The sequence below is a fragment of the Ginsengibacter hankyongi genome (assembly GCF_008710285.1).
Lineage (GTDB): Bacteria > Bacteroidota > Bacteroidia > Chitinophagales > Chitinophagaceae > Ginsengibacter > Ginsengibacter hankyongi.
Window position 1 is genome coordinate 10469 of the sequence record NZ_VYQF01000001.1, and the last position, 22410, is coordinate 32878.

Sequence of the window (22410 nt, forward strand, 5' to 3'; positions counted from 1 at the left end):
TATAAAACCACAAATATGTTGATTTTCATTTTAAATGTCTTTCTTTCAAAATATCTAAAACCTCATCAAGCTCAACATTTTTCTCACGCAATAAAACCATTGTGTGAAAGATTAAATCGGCGGCCTCATTTAAGAAAAGCTTTTTGTGATTGTCCTTAGCTTCAATTACCAATTCCACTGCTTCTTCGCCCACTTTTTGTGCAATAGAATTTAATCCTTTCTTAAATAAAGTAGATGTATATGATCCTGAAACCGGATATTTTTTTCTTCCCAGAATAATTTTTTCAAGCGTTTTTAAAAAATCATCAGACACATTGTCTTCATTAAAACAGGTCTCAGCGCCAGTATGACAAACGGGTCCATCAGGCTTTGCCTTTATAAGCAAAGCATCGAAATCGCAATCGGTCTTCATATCAACAAAATGTAAAAAATTTTTACTTGTCTCACCCTTTACCCATAAGCGCTGTTTGCTGCGGCTATAAAAAGTTACTAATTCCGATTCTATAGTTTCAAGCAATGCTTCCTGGTTCATATAGCCCAGCATTAAAACAACATTCGTTGAAGCGTCCTGCACAACTACCGGTATAATCCCTTTTTCATATTTGGAAAAATCAAGCCGTTTTACCATGTCTGCATAATTTCTGGTCATAATCTTACATTAACTTTTTTATCAGATAAAAATTGTTTCAAAACAGGTATCTCAATTTCTTTATAATGAAATACGGTGGCAGCAAGGGCTGCATCCGCATTGGCATTTTGAAATATATCAGCAAAATGTTGCATATTGCCGGCACCTCCTGAAGCAATAATGGGAACTGAAATTTCTTTAGAGATTAATGAAGTGATTTTTTCAGCAAACCCATCTTTTGTTCCATCATTATTCATAGAGGTTAAAAGAATTTCACCCGCCCCCGACGCTACTGCTTGTTTCGCCCAATCAAGTGCTGTCATTTCAGTCTTAACTCGTCCGCCGTTTAAATATACATACCATTTCCCATCGGCTTCTTTTTTAGTATCAATTGCAAGGACCACACACTGACTTCCAAATTCATCAGCCATTTCTTTAATCAATGCCGGATTTTTAAAGGCTGCTGAATTAATTGAAATTTTATCAGCCCCATTTTGCAATAGTTCAAATGCATTTTCAACAGATGCAATTCCACCACCAACAGTAAAGGGAATATTGATTTGAGCTGCTACTTTTTTTACAAGTTCTACTAATGTTTTTCTTTTTTCAACTGTTGCAGTAATATCCAAAAAAACTAATTCGTCGGCACCTTCCCGTGAGTAATACATCGCAAGTTCCACCGGATCGCCCGCATCGCGGATGTTTACAAAGTTAACCCCCTTAACCGTTCGTCCATTATTGATATCAAGACATGGTATGATTCGTTTTGCAAGCATTAATTATTTTTTATAAAATCGGTAATTTGTTGTGTTGTAATTTTTCCCTCATAAAATGCTTTACCTATTATAGCGCCTTTGCAGCCTGCTTCCTGTAAAGTAAACAAATCATCATAACAGGAAATCCCTCCGCTGGCAATGAGATAAAGTGAAGGGAATTTTTTTAATATTTCTTTATACAATTCTACAGAAGGCCCCTGCATCATTCCATCTTTTGAAATATCCGTACAAAATATTTTATTAATATTTAATTGAAGAAGATCTTCTGTAAAATTAAATATATCAGTACCTGTGCTTTCCTTCCAACCGTGTATCTTAATTTTTTTATCAAGCACATCTGCACCAGGCAAAAATTTATCCGGACCATATTCGCTGATCCATTCTGAAAACAAAGCTGGCGACTTAATTATCACACTTCCCAAACTTATCATGGTTGCCCCTGCATTGAAAACACTTTTTATAGACTGATTAGTTTTTATTCCACCACCAAAGTCGATTATCAAAGATGTGTTTGCTGAAATATTTTCAAGTACACGAAGATTTTTCAACGCTTCTCCATTTGCTCCGTCCAAATCGACAATATGTAAACTTGTTACGCCAGCCTCTTGGAAGCCTTTGGCAATCTCCAAAGGATTATTACTGTAAACGGTTTTTTTATTAAAATCACCTTTCGATAGCCGCACGCATTTACCATCCATTACATCTATTGCAGGTATTAATTCCATCTACGCCAGTTTTAAAAAGTTTGAAATAATCTGAATTCCTGTATCAGCTGATTTTTCCGTATGGAATTGTACGCCATAAAAATTATCCCTGTGTATCGCTGCACTAAATGGAACTATATAATCAGTAGTTGCAATAGTTTCAGGAGACTGCTCTGCATAATAACTATGCACAAAATATACAAATGAATTTTCCTTTACACCACCAAACAATGGAGATTTAAGGCCATAAATATTATTCCATCCCATGTGCGGAATCTTAAAATGAGCCCTCTTATTCTTTAAAATAGAGTTATCAAATTTTTTAACATTTACATTAAAAATACCCAGGCATTTCGTGTTTCCTTCTTCACTCCAATTGCACATAAGCTGAAGACCAAGGCAAATCCCCAACACGGGTTGCTTTAAAGAAATAATTAATTTATCAAGATGGTGTTTTTGTAAATATTCCATGGCAGAACCGGCATGGCCAACCCCGGGGAAAATAACTTTGTCTGCCTTCAAGATCTCTTCTGCGTCACCAGTTACAACTGCGTCTATACCCAGTCGTTGTAAAGCATACAAAACGCTTTGTACATTGCCTGCGTTATATTTTACAATAGCAATTTTCATAAAACACCTTTTGTTGTAGGCAAAGAATTATTTTGGATATCTCTTTTTATTGCCATCTTAATTGACTTCGCAAATGCTTTAAAAATAGATTCTATTTTGTGATGTTCATTGGTACCTTCTGCTTTAATATTCAGATTGCATTTGGATGCATCGCTAAACGATTTAAAAAAGTGATAAAACATTTCTGTTGGCATCTCTCCTATTTTTTCTCTTTTAAAATCTGCTTCCCAAACCAACCAGTTTCTGCCACCAAAATCAATCGCTACCTGCGCCAAACAATCATCCATTGGCAGCAAGAATCCGTATCTTTCTATTCCCTTTTTATTACCCAAGGCCAATAAGAATGCTTCGCCCAGTGCAATGCCCACATCTTCAATAGTATGATGTTCATCAATATGAAGATCGCCTTTACACGTTACCGTTAGGTCTATTCCTGAATGCCTGGCAAGCTGATCTAACATGTGATTAAAAAACCCTAAGCCTGTTTCAATTTTTGAAACCCCTGTTCCATCAAGATTAAGTTCTATTTCAATTTTAGTTTCGTTGGTATTTCTTACATGATTAATATTTCGCGGCGGAATTTTTAAATACTCATAAATATCTTTCCAGTGTTGAGTTTCCAATGCAATAACGTTATTAAGCTCATTGGCAGTTATGTCAAGCTCGCCTGCGCCAAGGTTATCGTGGTTATTCAGCCAAAAAGCGCGGCTACCCAGGTTCTCTGCGAGCTTCACATCGGTAAGCCTGTCGCCGATTACAAAAGAGTTTTTTAAGTCATATTTATCGGCATCGAAATATTTAGTGAGCATTCCTATACCAGGCTTTCGTGTAGGCTTATTCTCATAGGTGAAAGTCCGGTCGATGCATATTTCAGAAAAAATAATTCCCTCATTTTCCAACGCCTTTAAAACAAAATTTTGAATGGGCCAGAAAGCATCCTCAGGAAAAGATGGTGTACCCAAGCCATCCTGGTTGGTTACCATCACCAGTTCATAATCCAGATCGTTTACAATTTTAGTAAGGTATTCAAACATATACGGGTAAAATTCCAGTTTGGCAAAAGCATCCAACTGGTAAGTAGGTGGCGCCTCTTTAATAAGTGTACCATCACGATCTATAAATAAAATTCTTTTAGTCATTCCTGTATTTTTTAAGTGCATCAATTAATGATTCATTTTCTTCCGGCGTTCCAACTGTAATTCTTATACAATTTCCACACAATGGTTCCTTACTCCTGTTACGAACAATAATTTTTTTACCAGATAAATATTTATAAAGTTTATCAGCATCATCCGTTTTTATTAAAAGGAAATTTGCATCAGAAGGATAAATCTTTTGCATAAAATTAAATTGCGATAATTCTTTTTGTAAAAAAGTTCTTTGCTCAACTGTATTTTTAATATTAGCATTTACTTCGTCAATTCCGGACAATGCTTTTATGCCTAATTGTTGTGACGAGAGATTTATATTATAAGGTGGCTTTACTTTATTAAATAGTTCAATAATTTTTCCTGAAGCAAAAGCAAGCCCTAGCCTTAATGCGGCGAGCCCCCATGCTTTTGAAAGTGTTTGCATTACAATCAGATTTTCATACTCAGTAAGTTCCTGCAAAAAAGTTTTTTGTTTAGAATAGTTAATATATGCTTCATCAATAATTACGATGCCGGGGAAATTATTGATGAGTAATTCAATATCCATCCGGTTCATATTATTTCCGGTTGGGTTATTAGGCGAGCATATAAAAAGTAACCGGGTATTGGAATCAATGGCTCCTAAAATTCTTTCAACATCAAGCTGAAAATCTTCAGTAAGATTTATTTCCTTAACACGAACATCATTAATATTGGCACAAACTTTATACATGCCATAAGTGGGCGGACAGGTTATAATATTACTTTTACCAGGCTCACAAAAAATACGGAATGCAAGATCAATCACTTCATCGCTACCATTACCGATAAAAATATTTTGCGGAGGAATTCCCTTTATTTTGGAAAGGTCCTGTTTTAATTCCCATTGCAATGGATCAGGATAACGGTTATAGTTTTCATCTAACGGTGAACCATAACTGTTTTCGTTGGCGTCTAAAAAAATGGACGCTTTTCCCGAATATTCAGTTCGAGCAGAAGAATATGGTTGCAGGCTCTTTATATTATCTCTTACGAGATCATCGAGATTAAAATTTTTCATTTACTGATTTTTTTAAACGAATACTCACGGCATTTTTATGTGCTTCCAATCCTTCCGCTTCAGCCATTTTCTCTATTGCATTGCCAATATTTTTTATTCCCTTTTTATTTATTTTTTGAAAAGTGATTTTCTTTACAAAACTATCAACCGAAACACCAGCCTGCACCCTGGCTGTTCCATTTGTCGGCAGCGAATGGTTGGTTCCTGACGCATAATCACCGGCACTTTCAGGAGAAAGGTTACCAAGAAAAACACTCCCTGCATTTTTTACATAATCTGCAAGTTGTTCAGCTTTTTTTGAAGCAATTATTAAATGTTCCGGCGCATAGTCATTTAAAAAGTTAAAGGCTTCTTCCTCTTTTTCGATCACGATAAACCGCCTGTTTAAAAAACTCTGTTCAATAATATCTTTTCTTGAAAGCGATGGTAACTGCTGATGAATTTTATCAATTATATTTTCAATAATCTTTTTGTTAGTTGTCACAAGTATTACCTGGCTATCAGGGCCATGTTCGGCCTGGCTTAACAAATCAGCAGCCACAAATTCAGGCACACAGGTATCATCAGCGTACACTGCGAGTTCGCTGGGCCCGGCTAACATATCAATAGCAATTCCATCAGCACTCACTAATTTTTTTGCACAGGTTACATATTGATTTCCCGGGCCAAAGATCTTATCAACTTTTTTAATAGTTAATGTTCCGTAAGCCAACGCAGCAATTGCCTGTGCGCCGCCACCTTTATAAATCTTATCGAGGCCAAGAATATTAGCAACATATAAAATTGCGTCATTTACATTTCCATCATTTTGTGCGGGTGTGGTAACAATAATATTTTTACAACCCGCAATTTTTGCGGGAATCGAAAGCATTAAAAGTGTAGAAAACAAAGGAGCGCTTCCTCCCGGAATATATAAGCCCACGTTTTCAATGGGTATACTTTTTCGCCAGCATGTAACGCCGGAAACAGTTGTAATCTTCTTTACTTTTTCAATTTGATGTTGGTGAAATTTTTCAATATTGTCTTTTGCGAGATGGATGGCTTTTTTTAAATCTTTATTTATAGACTTCGATGCATCTTTAATTTCATCTTTGCTAACCCATAAATTATCTGGAGCAAATCCGTGAAATTGTAAAGAATAATTTTTTACAGCTTCGTCTCCATTTTGCTTTACAGTATTGATAATTCCTGCAACTGTTTCTTCTAAATTTTCAGCATTAATAACAGGCCTTTTAATTAAATCAGCCCATTGTGACGGGGAAGGATTTATGATTAAAGTATTCATCTCTTATTTTTAAAGTATCATTTTTTCAATAGGCACTACCAAAATTCCCTGTGCACCAAATGATTTTAATTTTTCAATAATATCCCAGAAATCACTTTCGTTAACTACACTTTGCACACTGCTCCACCCGCTTTCAGCTAGTGGAACAATGGTAGGGCTTTTCATACCGGGCAAAACAGATGCTATATTTTTTAACTGGTCGTTAGGTGCATTCAACATAATATATTTATTGTTTCTTGCAGCTTTTACTGCGCTGATACGCATCAATAATTTATCAAGAACGGCATTATTTTCTGCTGTTAAATTTTTGTTGGCAACCAATACAGCTTCTGATTGGAGAACTACTTCAACCTCCTTCAAACCATTTGTCACCAACGTGCTGCCGCTGCTAACCAAATCGCAAATAGCATCTGCAAGTCCGATACCCGGCGCAATTTCAACAGATCCGCTTATTTCATGAATTTCACCATTCACCTTATTATCATTCAAAAAATTTTGCAAAAGCTTCGTATAAGATGTTGCAATTTTTAAATTTTCAAGACTGGCTACGCTTATATAGTTCATGTTTTTTGGAACAGCGATACTTAACCTGCAACGGCCAAAACCTAATTTGCTCACGACATTAATATCCTTGTTTTTTTCATACACTACATTTTCGCCAACAAATCCTACATCTGCCACTCCATCAAAAACATATTGAGGAATATCATCATCACGAAGGAAATAAACTTCCACCGGAAAATTGAAAGCAACTGCTTTCAATTGCCTGTTACCATTGTTAATTTCAATGCCGCATTCTTTAAGAAGTTGCAAAGAGTGTTCATAAAGCCGTCCCGATTTTTGTATCGCTATTTTTAGCATCATTCTATTTTTAAAATTAAAAAAGGCTCACTTTTCAGTAAGCCTTTTTTGAAAATATGTTTCATAACATACGGATCAACATAGCTTACCTTTCGATAAAAAATGATGATGTATGTGAATTGTTTTTGTCATTGAGGGCACAAAGTAAAGGATGAAAATTTATTATAACAAAAAAAATTTTGATAAAATTTAAAATGGCTCTACAGAAACACCTATTCCACTGAGATTATTATAAATAATTTTCCCAAAATCAAAAATTACTCCATCAGCCACATCTTCTGCAAGTAATAACGGCCCATCCATATCTACGTAATCGATGAGCGGCAGAAGTTGAGCAATGGCTGCAGTACCTACAGAACTTTCATTCATACTGCCTACCATCACTTTCATGTTAAGTTCACGTGCTTTTGAAATCATCCGAAGTGCCGGTGTAATGCCACTGCATTTAGTGAGTTTAATATTTATTCCATGGAAATAACCATGGCACTTTTCAACATCATTTTCCGAAACACAACTTTCATCTGCGATTAGTGGTAACGGTGAGTGTTCAAATAAAAATTTCATTCCTTCCCAATCATCCTTTGCAAGCGGCTGTTCAATAAATTCAACATTCAAATCTTTAAATACGTTTATTTTTTTTAATGCCTCATCCTGCATCCAAGCCGCATTTGCATCAATTCTAAAAACTGATGATGTATGTTTTCTTAATTCCGTAATAATTTCTACGTCATTCTCCGTACCCAATTTTATTTTATAAATGGGCCAGGATTTTTCAGCCATTTTAGCTACCATATTTTCGATAGTGCCAATGCCTATGGTATAATCTGTTAATGGATTTTTCGAAATATCAAGATTCCATAAAACGTGTAATTGCTTTTTATTCATTTTTCCATAAACATCCCATGCGGCCATATCAAGCGCACAAACTAAAAACGGATTTTGAGGAAAGAGGTGATGTAAATAATGCCAATATCGTTCAGGATGGGTAAGCGCAAATTTTTCAATGAGATTTCTTTTTGTTTCAATATCTTCAATCATCTTCTCTACCGGGATATTGTAATAATTAATTGCCGGTGCTTCTCCATATCCTTTTATTCCAAAGTATTCAAGTTCTACCAATAAAGATGGCTGATGTGTTTTTGTGGCTTTTGAAATTGTAAATGGGTAACGGAAAGGAAGATTTATGGACCTATATTTTAAAATCATCTGATAACTACTTATATAACGATATGGGTTAAACGAAGACAAGTGGTTTTATCTCCCACTTTCTTTCACATACTTTTTTATTTCATCATTAAATTCCTGCTCTTTTAATAAATCTTCAAGATTGATATGCATCCTGTATCCCCAGTAATGATTGGGATCGGAAGGAATATTAATTCTTTCATCATGTGGATTTTCTCTTCTTATTTTTCCATTGATTCCCATTAAATCCTGCAAAAGAAAAATACTCCACATTGCAGGGGAATATAAATTTTGTAATACTATTTCTTTATTAATCCACGGCTCACAAAAGAAAGGTGCTTCGCCATAATGGCCGAGCATATAATTATAAAATCGTTGCGTTTTACTCCTGTCTTCCTCCCACCAGCCTCGGATGGTGCTCATATCATGTGTTGATGGTGTTACCACTGCCATGTAAGGCGAATCATCTGGATGAAAGAAATCTTTGTTCGAATCCTTAGGCATTCGCTCTATTTCAAGACTCAAAATTCCAAGGTCTTTCATCACCTCCGGAACACAATGCGGCACCATACCAAGATCTTCGCCGCAAATAAGCATATTTGTACTGCGCTTTAATTGCGGCAACTTTTTCATAGCTTCTTTTCTCCAAAAATCATCCTGGCGGTGATAGAAGTAATTAATGTATAAATCATGTAAGCGCTCTCTTGTATTATATTCTAAATGCTGAAATGACGTTGTGTTAGCTATTCCAAACCTGAAATGAAATTTTTGTCCGCCTGAATCTTCTTCTTCTATAAGAACGATATTACTTATCAGATCAAACAATCCCTGTTTAATTCTATCACCTTCTTCAATTTTATTTTTGGAGAAATATTTTTCAACTTTTTGTTGAGTATTGAATTCTTCTTTTAAACTATAATGACCATAAGAACCATTTACCAGGAAATTTTCTTTTACAAAATCAGTCTTTTCATTAAATGTCCATCCAAGAATTTCGTCTGTTATGAATGGCTTGCAATACCTGTCATGATCGAACCAGATATTGTTGTTATAAAATTCTGAAATGTCAACAGGAATTGCAGGGACAAACCTTCCCATAATGCCTTCAACAGCATGCAAGGGAATACTCCATATTCTAAAAAAACCAAGTATGTGATCAATGCGAAAAGAATCAAAATAATTGCTCATCTCATCGAATCGGCATCGCCACCATTGAAATCCATCTTCTTTCATTTTTTCCCAGTTGTAAGTTGGGAAGCCCCAGTTCTGGCCTTTTATAGCAAAGTCATCGGGCGGCGCACCAGACTGTTCGTGCATGTTATACAACGAAGGGTTTGTCCAGGCATCGCAACCATAACGATGAATGCCAATTGGAATATCGCCCTTTAAAACAATTTTATTTTTATGTGCATAATCTACGGCCGCCTTCAATTGTAAATGTAGATGATATTGAATAAAATAAAAAAGAGCAATATCGTCGTAATGAGGTTTGGATGGCGATACTAATTTTTGAATCTCAGATTCATTATATGTTGTATGCTTTTTCCATTTATTAAAATCTGAAGTTTTGTATTTATCACGCAGGTAAGAAAATGCTGCATAAGGAACCAGCCAATGGCGATTCAATTCAAAAAATTCAAAATAGTTAAGATCGTTTTTAAAGACATCTTTCGAAGCCTCGTATAATTCTTTTAATGCCGACCATTTAAATTGCATTACTTTTTCATAATCGAAAACCGGCAGCTCATTTAACTGCTTTTGTTTTTTCTTAAGTGGCTTTATTATGTGAGCATATTCTTTTCCTGCAACTTTTTCAATATTTATATACAATGGATGCAACGCAAATGCTGAAATAGCTCCGTATGGATAGGAGTCGTTTGAAGTATGGGTTGACGTTGTATCATTTATTGGCAACAACTGAATTAATTTTAAACCAGCTTGCGTAGCCCAATCAACCAGCAAGGGAATATCAGTAAACTCTCCAACACCAAAACTTTTCTTTGATCTTAAACTAAAAACCGGCATAGCCACGCCAGCACCTCTCCAGAAAGTAACCGGGCAATTAACAAAGCCATCGTGGATTATAACCTTTTCAACCTGCGATTCATTTTTTTGAATAATGCGGTTCTCACCATCTTCAAGCCGCAGTATTTTTTCTTGCTCAATATTGTAGATACCATATTTATATGTTGCGGGCCATTCATTTTCGTTTAATAAAACCTGTGCAACAAACCATTCGTTTTTTGGAGCAAGCAAAATAGGGTCTGATGAACTCCAGTTTTTTAAACTTTGCGTAGAACCGCACATACAAATGATTTCACCGGGTTGCAGCAACGGCGCTTTTACCCTAAACTCATGAGTATATTTTTTTAAGGAAGCAGTTTTTATTTTAGGAACGTTCGTGAGTAACACTTTTGAAAATGCCCGGGTAAAGAAAACGTTTCCCAAATTATTTGCTCCATTCCACATGTCGTATACCGAAATGGTTTTAGCATTAATTAACGATAAGTCTATTGCCCGGTTTTCTTCACCATCAAAAATCTCTGAGCCATCTTTATCTTTTAGAAAATATTTATAGATAACGGTGTCGTCAAAATCTGCGGGGAATTCAATTTTTACATGCCAGTAATCATCATTGTAATATGACAAGTTTACCGCATTAGCCGGGTCGTTGTTTCCTAAAAAATCATTGTTACCGGAGATACACAGCACTTGTCCAAATTCTGTATGGTACCTTAAATAGAAATGAATCGTCATTAAATATCAGTGTTAAAAAAGCAATAATCAGTTAACAATGTAAAAAATACACAATACTTACCTGAAATAAAAACTTACTAAAAATTATTTTGAAATTATACCTCAAAAGCCAATCAAATACAACCAAATAAAAAACCAAATTGTAAATCCGGGACGCAAAGCAAATCTTAATGAAATGCATTACTGCCATGTTACATCCATTTTTTATTGTTTATAAAACTGTGCAAATGTAAATGTTAATTAATGCAAATAAAAAAAGAGGTTGCAAAAAATGCAACCTCTTTTCAACCTAAACAAATCAGTTATATTTTTTATTTTACTTCTTCAAATTCTGCATCGGTAACATTATCGCCGGCACCGGCATTTGCATGCTCTTCTGCGCCGCCGCCAGGTTGTTGCGCACCCGATTGCCCGTTTCCATCAGCACCAGCCTGCTGTGTAGCCTTATACATTTCTTCGCTAGCGGCAGTCCATGCTGTATTCATCTCGGTTACGGCAGTATCAATTGCATTTACATCCTGAGATTTATGTGCCTCTTTTAGTTTTGCCAACGCTGCTTCAATTGGCGCTTTTTTATCAGCAGGAATTTTATCGCCGTATTCTTTAATCTGCTTTTCTGTCTGGAATATTAAGCTATCAGCCTGGTTTATTTTGTCTACCTTTTCCCTGGCTGCTTTATCAGTTGCTTCATTGGCCTTAGCTTCATTCTTCATCTTTTCAATTTCTTCTTTGCTTAATCCACTACCTGCTTCAATCCTAATGTTATGAGATTTACCGGTTCCCTTATCTTTTGCAGAAACGTTTAAAATACCGTTAGCATCAATATCGAATGTTACTTCAATTTGGGGAACGCCTCTTGGTGCAGGTGGAATGCCATCTAAGTTAAATGTACCAAGGCTTTTATTTTGATTAGCCATTGGCCTTTCACCTTGCAATACATGAATCTGTACTCCAGGTTGATTATCACTTGCTGTAGAGAAGGTTTCCATTTTTTTGGTTGGAATGGTAGTATTACTTTCAATTAATCTTGTCATAACGCCGCCCATAGTTTCAATACCTAAAGAAAGCGGAGTGACATCCAGTAACAGAACGTCTTTTACTTCACCCGTTAGAACGCCACCTTGTATAGCAGCACCAATTGCAACTACTTCGTCAGGATTCACTCCTTTATTGGGTTTCCTTCCAAAGAATTTTTCAACAATTTCCTGAACCTTTGGAATGCGGGTAGAACCTCCCACCAAAATAACTTCATTGATGTCTGACACGCTAAGTCCGGCATCTTTGATGGCAGCTTCACAAGGTTTTAAACATCTTGCAAAAAGGTCATCAGCAAGTTTTTCAAATTGAGCACGGGTAAGTTTTTTTACCAAATGCTTTGGAACGCCATCAACCGCTGTTATATAAGGCAGATTAATCTCTGTTTCGCTTGAAGATGATAATTCAATCTTCGCTTTTTCGGCAGCTTCTTTCAAACGCTGCCAGCTCATTGGGTCTTTATGCAAATCAATTGCTTCATCTTTTTTAAATTCTGCAGCAAGCCAATCCATTATAATTTTATCAAAGTCATCACCACCCAGGTGTGTATCACCGTTAGTTGATTTCACTTCAAAAACACCATCACCCAATTCAAGAATTGAAATATCGAATGTACCACCGCCTAAATCGAAAACTGCAATCTTCTGATCGATGCTTTTTTTATCAAGCCCATAGGCAAGTGCTGCTGCTGTAGGTTCATTGATGATACGACGAACATTTAACCCGGCAATTTCACCGGCTTCCTTAGTTGCCTGTCTTTGTGCATCATTAAAATATGCCGGAACTGTAATTACTGCTTCGTTCACTTCCTGGCCTAAATAATCCTCAGCGGTTTTTTTCATCTTCTGAAGAATCATTGCAGAAATTTCCTGTGGTGTATAATTTCTGCCATCTATATCAATACGAACTGTATTATTATCACCTTTTACAACTTTATAACTCCAATGCCCCGCTTCAGTTGTTACTTCGTCCCATTTATGTCCCATGAAACGCTTAACGCTCATGATAGTGTTATGAGGATTAGTAATAGCTTGTCTCTTCGCAGGATCACCTACCTTACGTTCTCCGTTTTTTAAAAACGCAACTACGCTCGGCGTTGTGCGACGGCCTTCATCGTTAGCAATTACAACGGGCTCGTTACCCTCCATAACTGCCACACAACTATTAGTCGTTCCTAAATCTATACCTATAATTTTTGCCATGATCTTATTTTTTTATTAATAAGACATTGACAATGTTTATGCCAATGGAAAGAATGTGCAAAAATGGCAGGGAATTATATAAGTTCCTGGCTTGGAATTTTCTGATCCGGCAGAACTTGATTATTTACTCTAAACGTGAAGTTCTTTTGAGTAATATAACTAACAACTATTACAATAAAAGTTGCAATTAATTGGGAAAGAAAAGCCTCCACATGAAAGTAAACAACGAGAATATTTAATACGAAATAATTGATGATGAGGCTAAGTATAAAAGATAGAAAATAACGGAATAACTGGATTCGACCTTTTAAATAAGAATCAGCAAAAACTAAAAATTTATTTAATAAAAAACCAAAAATAAAAGAAAAACATCCGGATAAAAAGAGTGAAGCATTATGCGGCTTAAATACAATAACACGGGCATCAAAATTTTCTTTGTCGAATATATAATGAAAACCGATATAATAAAGGACGAGGCCTAATAATGTATTGGCACCACCACAAGCCGCATAGCGGAAAGTTTGCAATGGCATAATCCTCTTAAAGGGAGGATAAAAGAAATCAATAAAGGAAATGATTTTTTTTCTCATTAAAAGACTCAGTAAATGATTAAAACAAAATTCCCAATCAATTACTGACCGGGAATTTTATTTTATCAATTGTGATAATTATTTAATAACGTATCGTAATCCAATTCCTAAAGCAAGATTAGAACTTGTAGAAGGTGTTAGATAAAAGAACGGATCGAAGCCAAGGCTTACATCAATTGGGGCATCTGCAAATTTGTAATCCACTCCGCCGGTAAGCCGAAGAGCAAATGCAGTACTGTTATCTCCCCTGCCTGTACCAAAAGCGAGTAATCCACCACCGCCAACAAAATATTGCAACCCCTCTGCTCCGGCAATAGGTGCCTGGTATTGATACAAGCCCTCAAGCCCTATAGAGCCACTCGCAAAAAGTAATGATCCTTCGAGAGCAGTGTGTTCGGATGTAGAGTGTCTTATATTAAGACCACCGTAAGTTCCGTCGCCGGCATAAAATTTAGCTCCAACTGCAGTTGAATATGTTTGCGCACTTACGCTTGCTGCAGCCATAAAAATAATGGCAAAAAATAGGGTTGTTTTTTTCATACTGTTGATTTAAGATGCTGTTGATTTTGATTTTAATATGCGACAAAAGTATTTAAATATGCGATTGGTATTACAAATTCTGTTCCACTGAATTGATTTTAACTTTTATAAAACTGAAGTGGCTTGCGATTACTTATCAATTGTATAATTCTTGTTGTAAAGTTTTTATACGGTCATCCCCGAGGTATTCATCATAAGTGCACAACCTGTCGATAGTGCCTTTAGGGGTAATTTCAATAATTCGGTTGGCAACTGTTTCCATAAACTGGTGGTCATGTGTTGTAAACAAAACTATTCCAGGAAAATTAATCATTCCATCATTAAACGCAGTGATGCTTTCCAAATCAAGATGGTTCGTTGGCTCATCAAGAATCACCACATTGGGATTTTGCAGCATCATCCTGCTGATCATACATCTTACTTTTTCACCGCCGCTTAGCACATTGGTTTTCTTTTTTATTTCATCACCACTAAAAAGCATCTTCCCTAAAAATCCCCTTAAAAAATCTTCATCTACATCGGTATAATGGGCAGGAACGTATTGACGAAGCCAATCCAATAAAGTAAGATCACCTGTAAAAAATTCACTGTTATCATTTGGAAGGTATGCGCTGGTAATGGTTGTTCCCCATTCAAACTTTCCACTATCAGGTTTCATCCTGCTATTAATGATTTCAAAAAAAGAAGTCAACGCAACAGGGTCTTTGCTTAAGAAAGCAATTTTCTGTCCTTTCACTACGTCAAAATTCAAATTGCTGAAAAGCATTCTGCCATCAACACTTTTAGTAAGCTTTTGTACATTCAAAATCTGGTTACCCGGATCTCTTTCAGGTTTAAAAATAATACCCGGATATTTACGGTTACTGGGTGTAATATCTTCAAATACTAATTTATCCAGTGCTTTCTTCCGAGAAGTTGCCTGCTTGCTTTTTGATGCATTGGCACTAAACCGTGCAATAAATTCGAGAAGGTCTTTTTTCTTCTCTTCCATCTTTTTATTCTTATCAGTTGCCTGCCTTGCTGCCAACTGGCTACTCTCGTACCAAAAAGTGTAGTTACCCGTGTATATCTTTATCTTTTGTTTGTCAACATCTGCAACATGCGTACACACGGCATCTAAGAAGTGACGATCGTGACTTACCACGAGAACAATATTTTCATAATCGGCCAGGAAGTTTTCAAGCCATGAAATAGTTGCAACATCCAGGTTATTGGTAGGTTCATCCAGCAATAAAATATCAGGATTTCCAAAAAGCGCCTGGGCCAGTAAAACCCTTACCTTAATATTTGCACCAATATCTTTCATTAACATCTGGTGCAAATCATCAGGCACTCCCAATTCATTTAATAAAGTTGCCGCGTCGCTTTCTGCAGTATAACCTCCCATTTCACCAAACTCAGCTTCCAAATGCCCCGCTTTCATTCCATCTTCTTCATTAAAATCCTCTTTCATGTAGATGGCATCTTTTTCCTGCATTACATTCCACATTTTCTTATGACCCATCAATACCGTATTCAAAACAGTAACATCATCAAACTCAAACTGGTCTTGTCTTAGCACGGCCATCCGTTCGCCCGGTGTTATACTTATCGAACCTTTATTGGGTTCAATTTCCCCACTTATTATTTTTATTAAAGTTGATTTACCAGCGCCATTAGCCCCAATTATACCATAGCAATTTCCCTTAGTAAAATTGAGATTTACTTCATCAAACAAAACCCTTTTGCCATACGCCAGTGTTACATTATTTACACTTATCATGCTGCTCCCTTTTTTTGAAGGCGCAAAAGTAAGAATTTAATTTTTTGGAAAAAGATTATAATGAAGAGATGTTACTCATTTAGGCGTTAGCCAACACTTGGAAGGATTATCTTAAAAAGCTTTTCAAATTAAAGTAAGATTACTTGTTGCCAGTAAATACTTGTGTGCAAGAGAACAATTGGACGATTAATTCCTGCAACTAATAAACCCTGGGTGATACCAAGTCACCCATAAGATCTGCATTAATTTTTTAATTCACGGCAACGCAAATTCATAGCAAAATAAATTTGCGGAATTTTAATAAAAAACACCAGGAAGGCCTTACATTTATTATAAACCTAATTTTCATATGCCGCCATATTTAAAGATACTGGTACTGGAAAATAACGAAGCAGATGTAACACGCACTCGTAGCGTCTTACAGCAAGCGAAAATTAATTTTGAAGTAAAGGCGGTGGATAGTAAAGCTACTTTTATAGCGGCGTTGGATAATTTCCACCCGGATGTAATTCTCGCAAACCACTGTGTAAAACATTTTGATGCCATACAAGCTTTGGAATTAAAAAATGAAAAAAAATATAATGTTCCCTTTATTTTGGTAACCGATAGCGTAAGTGAAATATTCGCTGCTAAAATAATAAAGTTCGGGGCAGACGATTACCTTTTGAAAAAAGACCTCTCATTTCTTCCCGGCGCCATCGAAAGTGCATTGCAGCAGGAAAAGTACATTTCACCGAAGGTAAAAGAAAGCGAATTGCTGCAAAAAAGCCTGTCGCGAAATACCTCATTTTTAAATGCTATACCGGACCTGATTTTTGTGATGGACCGCCATGGCGTATTTACAGATTTTCAACCTTCCAGGGATATAGAAGCTTATACACGTCCAGAACATTTCCTCGGGAAAAAATGTACAGAAATATTACCGGCCCAACTGGCGGCAGACACTTTACAAAATATTGCAACAGTGTTACAGGGAGGCACCTTACCTATACATGAATATCAAATGGTTTATCCTGATGGTATCCACGAATTTGAGGCACGCTATGCAGCCATTAGTGAAAGTGAAGTGCTTACCATTGTAAGAGATATAACCCTGCAAAAGAAGTTTGCCCAAAAGATTATAAAAGAAAAAGCAGTTTCTGAATCTATCATCAACAGTTTGCCGGGCATATTCTACATGTTTAGTGAGGACGGAAAATTTCTAAGATGGAATAAAAATTTTGAGAAGGTAACTGAGTATACCGGAGAAGAAATAAACAATATGCAACCATTGAGCCTGATTGATACAAATGAAAAACCAAAAATGGAAAGAACGCTGGCAAGGGTTTTTGAAATGGGCGAAGACACCGTAGAAGCAAATATTTTATCAAAGTCTGGTAAGAAGACATTTTTCTTTTTTACGGGTCAGAAAATTGAATATGAGGGCCAGCAATGTATTGCGGGCGTTGGTATTGATCTTTCTGAGCGTAAAATGGCCGAGGAAGCCTTGGCCCGAAACGAGGAAAAGTTTCGAACTCTAGTAGAACAGGCAACGGATGGCATTACCATTGCGGATCAAAATTACCGTTTTACGGAAATAAATGGCCAATTCTGTAAGATTACAGGCTATTCCAGGGAGGAATTGCTGCATATGAAAATGACAGATTTGCCTCTGGTTAGGCCGGAAAATTTGGATGTAAAATATAAAGCACTGAAAGAAGGAGAATCTGTAATTACAGAACGCCTTTTAAAAAGAAAAAATGGTAACACAGTTCTGGTTGAGATCAACGCCACTTTGCTACCAAACGGTTATTACCTGAGCTTTGTTAGAAATATAAAAGAGCGAAAAAAAAACAAGGATCTTCTTGAAGGAGAAAAGGAAGTAATGGAAATGATAGCAATAGGTAAGCCGCTAAAAGAAATTCTGCATACCATTGCTTTGAATTATGAATCGATTTGTGAAAATACTATTTGCTCCATTTTACTAATTAATAAAGAAGGTTCACAATTACTACACGGTGCTGGCCCGAGTTTGCCGCCAAACTATAATAATAGCATTGATGGCACATTCATCGGAGCCGAAGCAGGTTCCTGCGGAACAGCGGCATTTAAAAAACAACGAATAATTGTACCGAATATCGCCAGCGATCCCCTTTGGGCAAACTACCGCCATTTGGCCCTTCAACATGGATTGAAATCATGTTGGTCGAGCCCGATATTTGACAAAGGCAATAAAGTTTTGGCAACCTTTGCTATATACAGCCGGGAGGCACGCAATCCCGGTAAGGAGGAACTGAAACTGATAGACCGTGCCACCAACATGGTAAGAATTGCACTCGAGCGTTATACTAATGAGATTGAATTAAAAGAACGGGAAGAAAAATTTCGTATACTGGTAGAGCGTGTTTCAGATGCGTTTGTGGCGCTTGATACTAATTGGAATTATATCTATGTAAACAAAAAAGCCGGGGAATTATTAGGCAGGGATCCGGAATACCTCGTTGGTAAAAATATCTGGAAAGAATTTCCTCAATCTATCGGAAAGCCTTTTCACCTTGCTTACACCAGGGCGATGAAAGAACAGCGACAAATTACCTTGTCCGAATATTTTCCGACGTTTGATAAATGGTTTGAAAACAATCTTTATCCTTCTCCCGAGGGGCTTTCTGTTTATTTCAAAGATATTACTCAACAAAAAGTTACGGAACAAAAGATTGTAAAAAGCAACAGGCTATACTATTTTCTAAGCCAGTTTAACCAGATGATTGTTTATGCCGGGAATGAAAAGACATTATTTAAAGAAGCCTGCAAAATCGCAGTAAACATTGGTAAGTTTAGAATGGCCTGGGTGGGTATTATTAATGAAAAAACCCTTGACCTGGAACCTTTCGTTTATGATGGGATGGAACGCGGCTACCTTTCTGAAATTACAGTTAAAGCTGATCATTCGCGACCGGAAGGACAGGGGCCTTCAGGAACGTCAATAGCTAAAGGAAAAACCGTAACCTGTAATGATATAGAAACGGACCCTAAAATGGCGCTTTGGAAAAGCGCCGCACTCAAAAGAAATTATCATTCCAATATCGGGCTCCCTATAAAGAAATTTGGGAAAGTAATTGGCGTGTTTACGTTATATGCTGATGCGAAAAACTTTTTCGATGAAGAAGAAATAGCATTACTGGAAGGAGCCACACGGAATATATCTTTTGCATTGGAGGTTTTTGAAAAAGAAGCAATGCAAAAATTGGCTGAGGAAGAAATCATTAAATCAAATAAACAATTTCAAAATCTTGTAGAAAATATTTCAGGCGTTTATTGGGTGAATAACCTTGACACCCATGAAACACTTTATATCAGCCCGTCGTATGAAACAATCTGGGGAAGAAAATGTGAAGATATTTACAGTAACCCAGATGACTTTATCGATGCAGTGCACCCTGATGATAAGGAACAGGTACTTGATACCTACCAAACCATTTGCAAAACGCCTACAATAAATATCACCTATAGAATTATAAGGCCGGATGGTAATATAAGGTGGATAGCCGCAAAAATAAAGATAGTGGTGGATAGTGGCGGTAACAAACTGGAGTACGGTTATGCTGAAGATATTACTGAAAAGAAAATTGTGGAGAGCGAACTGGCCGAGAGTGAAAACCGATTAAAAACTATTTTGCAAAATGAACCGGAATGCGTGAAATTGCTGGATGAAAAAGGTAATTTATTGGACATGAATCCTGCAGGGCTTGCCATGATTGAGGCCGATAATCTCGAAATGGTTAAAGGGAAGAAAATGACTAATATAATCAACAAGCCCTATATAGCCACTTTTGCTGAACTAATAGAAAATGTTTTTAAAGGAAGCCAGGGTAAAATGGAATTTGAAATAACCGGATTGAAAGGCACGCACAGGTGGTTGGAAACCCATGCAGTGCCTTTAAAAAATGCGGCCGGAGAAATTATTTCTTTACTTGGAGTAACCCGTGATATTACCGACCGTAAAGTTGCCGAAGAAAACGAAAAAGAACTGACGCAAAAAGTACTTAAAGGTGCCGAAATTGCTCATTTTGGATTTATCGATTGGAACCTGGTGACCAATGAAATGAACCTTTCGCAACAGGCCAATGAAATATATGGTATATCAGAAGAGCATTTGGATTATGCTGCGTTTATTGACAAAATAGTGCACCCGGAGGATGTAATGTCAGTACATGCAAATGTTGAATTAGCATTACAAAGCGTGAAGGATTATAATATTGATCATCGAATCGTTTGCCCTGATGGTTCTATAAAATGGGTCAATGCCCGGGGCGAATTGTATAGAGATGAAGCAGGTAAACCTATGCGTATGTTTGGGACAATTCTGGACATAACCGACAATAAAAATGCAGAGCTACAAATTAAAATCTACAACGATCAACTCAGGCTTTTAACGAATCACCTTCAAAATATAAGAGAAGAAGAACGTAATAGAATAGGACGCGAAATACATGATGAACTCGGACAGCAACTTACCGCAATAAAAATGGATGTTTCCTGGATACATAAAAATACTACGGATAAAAAGGAAGCTATTAACATCAAACTCAAAAATATAATTGCATTATTAGACGGTAGCAATCAATCTGTAAGAAAGATCTTAAGCGAGCTCAGGCCTGGAATTCTAGATAACAATGGCTTATCCGAAGCGATGGAATGGCACGCTAAACAATTTACTGCCACCACCAATATACCGGTAGTAATAACCAATTCTGAAAAGGATTTAAAATTTCACGAAGACATTGCCACCTGTATTTTCAGGATATTCCAGGAATCTCTTACGAACATTATGCGCTATGCACACGCCAAAAATGTTTTAATTTCATTAAACGTTATAAATAAAGAAATAATTATGGATATACAAGACAATGGGATAGGATTTGACGCCAGTTCAGTGCAAGGCAGGAAAACGTTTGGAATTTTAGGAATGAGAGAAAGAGTACGCTCTCTTGATGGAGAATTTGAGTTGACTTCGGCTCGGGGAAAGGGTACAAAAATTTCTATCAGGTTACCTTACATGCCCTGATATATAACCAGGAAAAACAACCAGAAATGAAACGAGTAATTCTTGCTGATGACCATAGTTTTGTGCGGTTGGGACTTATTCAGATTTTAAAGGATGAATATCCTTTAGCTGAAATAACACAAGTAGGCGACGGTGAATCCCTCGTGCGTGAGGTGACTTTACACGATTGGGATATAGTTATATCAGACCTCGACATGCCCGGCAGAAGCGGACTTGAGGCCTTGCAACAAATTAAATTAATTAAGCCCGATCTCCCGGTATTGATTCTAAGTATTTATACCGAAGACTTATATGCAGTTCGGGTTCTCAAAGCAGGGGCATCCGGTTATATGAATAAAAATGCAGCGCCGGAAGAACTCATAACCGCTGTGCAACGCATTCTCACTGGCAGAAAATACATAACCCCCGAAATTGCAGAAAAACTTTTGCTACAATCTGAAATTAATAAGCCATCTCATGAAGAACTTTCCAACAGGGAATTTGAAATTTTTAAATTGTTGGCAGCTGGTAAAACAACCACCCAAATTGCAGATGAGCTTTTTCTTGCTTTAACAACAGTAAGCACCCACCGCCACAGGATAATGGAAAAACTTGGCTTGAATACCAATTCAGAACTTACGCGGTATGCTATTGCCAATCACATCCTCTCTGATATTTCGTAACAAAACGGAAGTTTAAGTAGAACTAATTCTACACGATTATGGCTTCAACTTCTATTCTGCCGTCCATCTATTTACATTTACTTTACTATCAGAAAAATGAAAAAGAGGCTATTGATAATAGACACTTCAACTGCCGTAATTCAAAGATTGAAAGAACTGGTTTCGGAATCTCTTAATATTGAAGACATAGAACTTTCAGCCAGTTTTTCGGCTGCATCAAAAAATATAAAGAATAATTTACCGGATATTGTATTGCTTGATTTAACGTTGCCAGTAAACGAATCGATTGAGTTCTTAAAAAAAATTAAAAAGGAAAATCCAGGAATGTCAGTAATCGTATTATCAGACGCCGTCGATGAAAGGACAGAGGAGCAATGTAAATTAGCCGGTGCAGATTATTTTTTTGACAGATATAATGAATTTGAAAAAATTCCGGGAGCTATTGAAGAGATTCGCGCCTGGAAATAAATAACCGCTTTAAAACCAAATATCGAAGAACCTGTCAATTGAAACCATCCAATAAAAAGCACAAAAAGTACTTACCGATTTATGACCATTA

Annotated in this window: 17 protein-coding genes; 3 read left to right on the forward strand and 14 right to left on the reverse strand. The window is 36.6% G+C overall.

Features of this window, described 5'->3' with window-relative positions; translation table 11 throughout:
• Positions 1-25: 25 nt before the first annotated feature.
• From hisIE to FW778_RS00110, 14 genes are all read right to left on the reverse strand, one after another.
• Positions 26-649, reverse strand: a complete 624-nt coding sequence (hisIE, locus tag FW778_RS00045; protein ID WP_235905985.1) for a bifunctional phosphoribosyl-AMP cyclohydrolase/phosphoribosyl-ATP diphosphatase HisIE — start codon at positions 647-649, stop codon at positions 26-28.
• A complete protein-coding gene (gene hisF, locus FW778_RS00050; protein WP_150412539.1) occupies positions 646-1404 on the reverse strand; it encodes an imidazole glycerol phosphate synthase subunit HisF in 759 nt (252 codons plus the stop codon). Before hisF ends, hisIE begins: the two co-directional genes overlap by 4 nt.
• Entirely contained in the window at positions 1404-2129 is a 726-nt protein-coding gene (hisA, locus tag FW778_RS00055) for a 1-(5-phosphoribosyl)-5-[(5-phosphoribosylamino)methylideneamino]imidazole-4-carboxamide isomerase (RefSeq protein WP_150412540.1), read from the reverse strand. Before hisA ends, hisF begins: the two co-directional genes overlap by 1 nt.
• A complete protein-coding gene (hisH, locus tag FW778_RS00060; protein ID WP_150412541.1) occupies positions 2130-2738 on the reverse strand; it encodes an imidazole glycerol phosphate synthase subunit HisH in 609 nt (202 codons plus the stop codon).
• On the reverse strand, positions 2735-3877 hold the full coding sequence (gene hisB / locus FW778_RS00065; protein WP_150412542.1) for a bifunctional histidinol-phosphatase/imidazoleglycerol-phosphate dehydratase HisB: 1143 nt from the start codon (positions 3875-3877) through the stop codon (positions 2735-2737). The genes hisH and hisB overlap by 4 nt, the downstream gene beginning before the upstream one ends.
• A complete protein-coding gene (hisC, locus tag FW778_RS00070) occupies positions 3870-4928 on the reverse strand; it encodes a histidinol-phosphate transaminase (protein WP_150412543.1) in 1059 nt (352 codons plus the stop codon). The genes hisB and hisC overlap by 8 nt, the downstream gene beginning before the upstream one ends.
• Positions 4915-6213 (reverse strand): histidinol dehydrogenase, encoded by a 1299-nt coding sequence (gene hisD, locus FW778_RS00075; protein WP_150412544.1) that lies wholly within the window; start codon positions 6211-6213, stop codon positions 4915-4917. The genes hisC and hisD overlap by 14 nt, the downstream gene beginning before the upstream one ends.
• Positions 6214-6222: 9 nt before the next feature.
• A complete protein-coding gene (gene hisG, locus FW778_RS00080) occupies positions 6223-7077 on the reverse strand; it encodes an ATP phosphoribosyltransferase (protein WP_150412545.1) in 855 nt (284 codons plus the stop codon).
• Between the two features lie 186 nt (positions 7078-7263).
• A complete protein-coding gene (locus FW778_RS00085) occupies positions 7264-8280 on the reverse strand; it encodes a dipeptide epimerase (RefSeq protein WP_150412546.1) in 1017 nt (338 codons plus the stop codon).
• A gap of 48 nt (positions 8281-8328) precedes the next feature.
• The gene (locus FW778_RS00090) at positions 8329-11016 is read right to left on the reverse strand and encodes a 4-alpha-glucanotransferase (RefSeq protein ID WP_150412547.1); all 2688 of its coding nucleotides are present in this window, start codon (positions 11014-11016) and stop codon (positions 8329-8331) included.
• 311 nt (positions 11017-11327) lie between these two features.
• Positions 11328-13253 (reverse strand): molecular chaperone DnaK, encoded by a 1926-nt coding sequence (gene dnaK / locus FW778_RS00095; protein ID WP_150412548.1) that lies wholly within the window; start codon positions 13251-13253, stop codon positions 11328-11330.
• Positions 13254-13327: 74 nt separating this feature from the next.
• Positions 13328-13843 (reverse strand): GtrA family protein, encoded by a 516-nt coding sequence (locus FW778_RS00100; protein WP_150412549.1) that lies wholly within the window; start codon positions 13841-13843, stop codon positions 13328-13330.
• Positions 13844-13921: 78 nt separating this feature from the next.
• Complete coding sequence (locus FW778_RS00105; RefSeq protein ID WP_150412550.1) at positions 13922-14383, reverse strand: hypothetical protein; 462 nt, start codon at positions 14381-14383, stop codon at positions 13922-13924.
• A gap of 136 nt (positions 14384-14519) precedes the next feature.
• The gene (locus FW778_RS00110; protein ID WP_150412551.1) at positions 14520-16145 is read right to left on the reverse strand and encodes an ABC-F family ATP-binding cassette domain-containing protein; all 1626 of its coding nucleotides are present in this window, start codon (positions 16143-16145) and stop codon (positions 14520-14522) included.
• A 349-nt stretch (positions 16146-16494) separates the two neighbouring features.
• On the opposite strand from FW778_RS00110, the gene FW778_RS00115 reads away from it, so the two are divergent.
• From FW778_RS00115 to FW778_RS00125, 3 genes are all read left to right on the forward strand, one after another.
• Positions 16495-21189: a PAS domain S-box protein gene (locus tag FW778_RS00115; RefSeq protein WP_150412552.1), complete on the forward strand. Its 4695-nt coding sequence runs from the start codon at positions 16495-16497 to the stop codon at positions 21187-21189.
• 26 nt (positions 21190-21215) lie between these two features.
• The gene (locus FW778_RS00120) at positions 21216-21851 is read left to right on the forward strand and encodes a response regulator (protein ID WP_150412553.1); all 636 of its coding nucleotides are present in this window, start codon (positions 21216-21218) and stop codon (positions 21849-21851) included.
• A 96-nt stretch (positions 21852-21947) separates the two neighbouring features.
• Positions 21948-22319 (forward strand): response regulator, encoded by a 372-nt coding sequence (locus tag FW778_RS00125; protein ID WP_150412554.1) that lies wholly within the window; start codon positions 21948-21950, stop codon positions 22317-22319.
• Positions 22320-22410 lie beyond the last annotated feature (91 nt).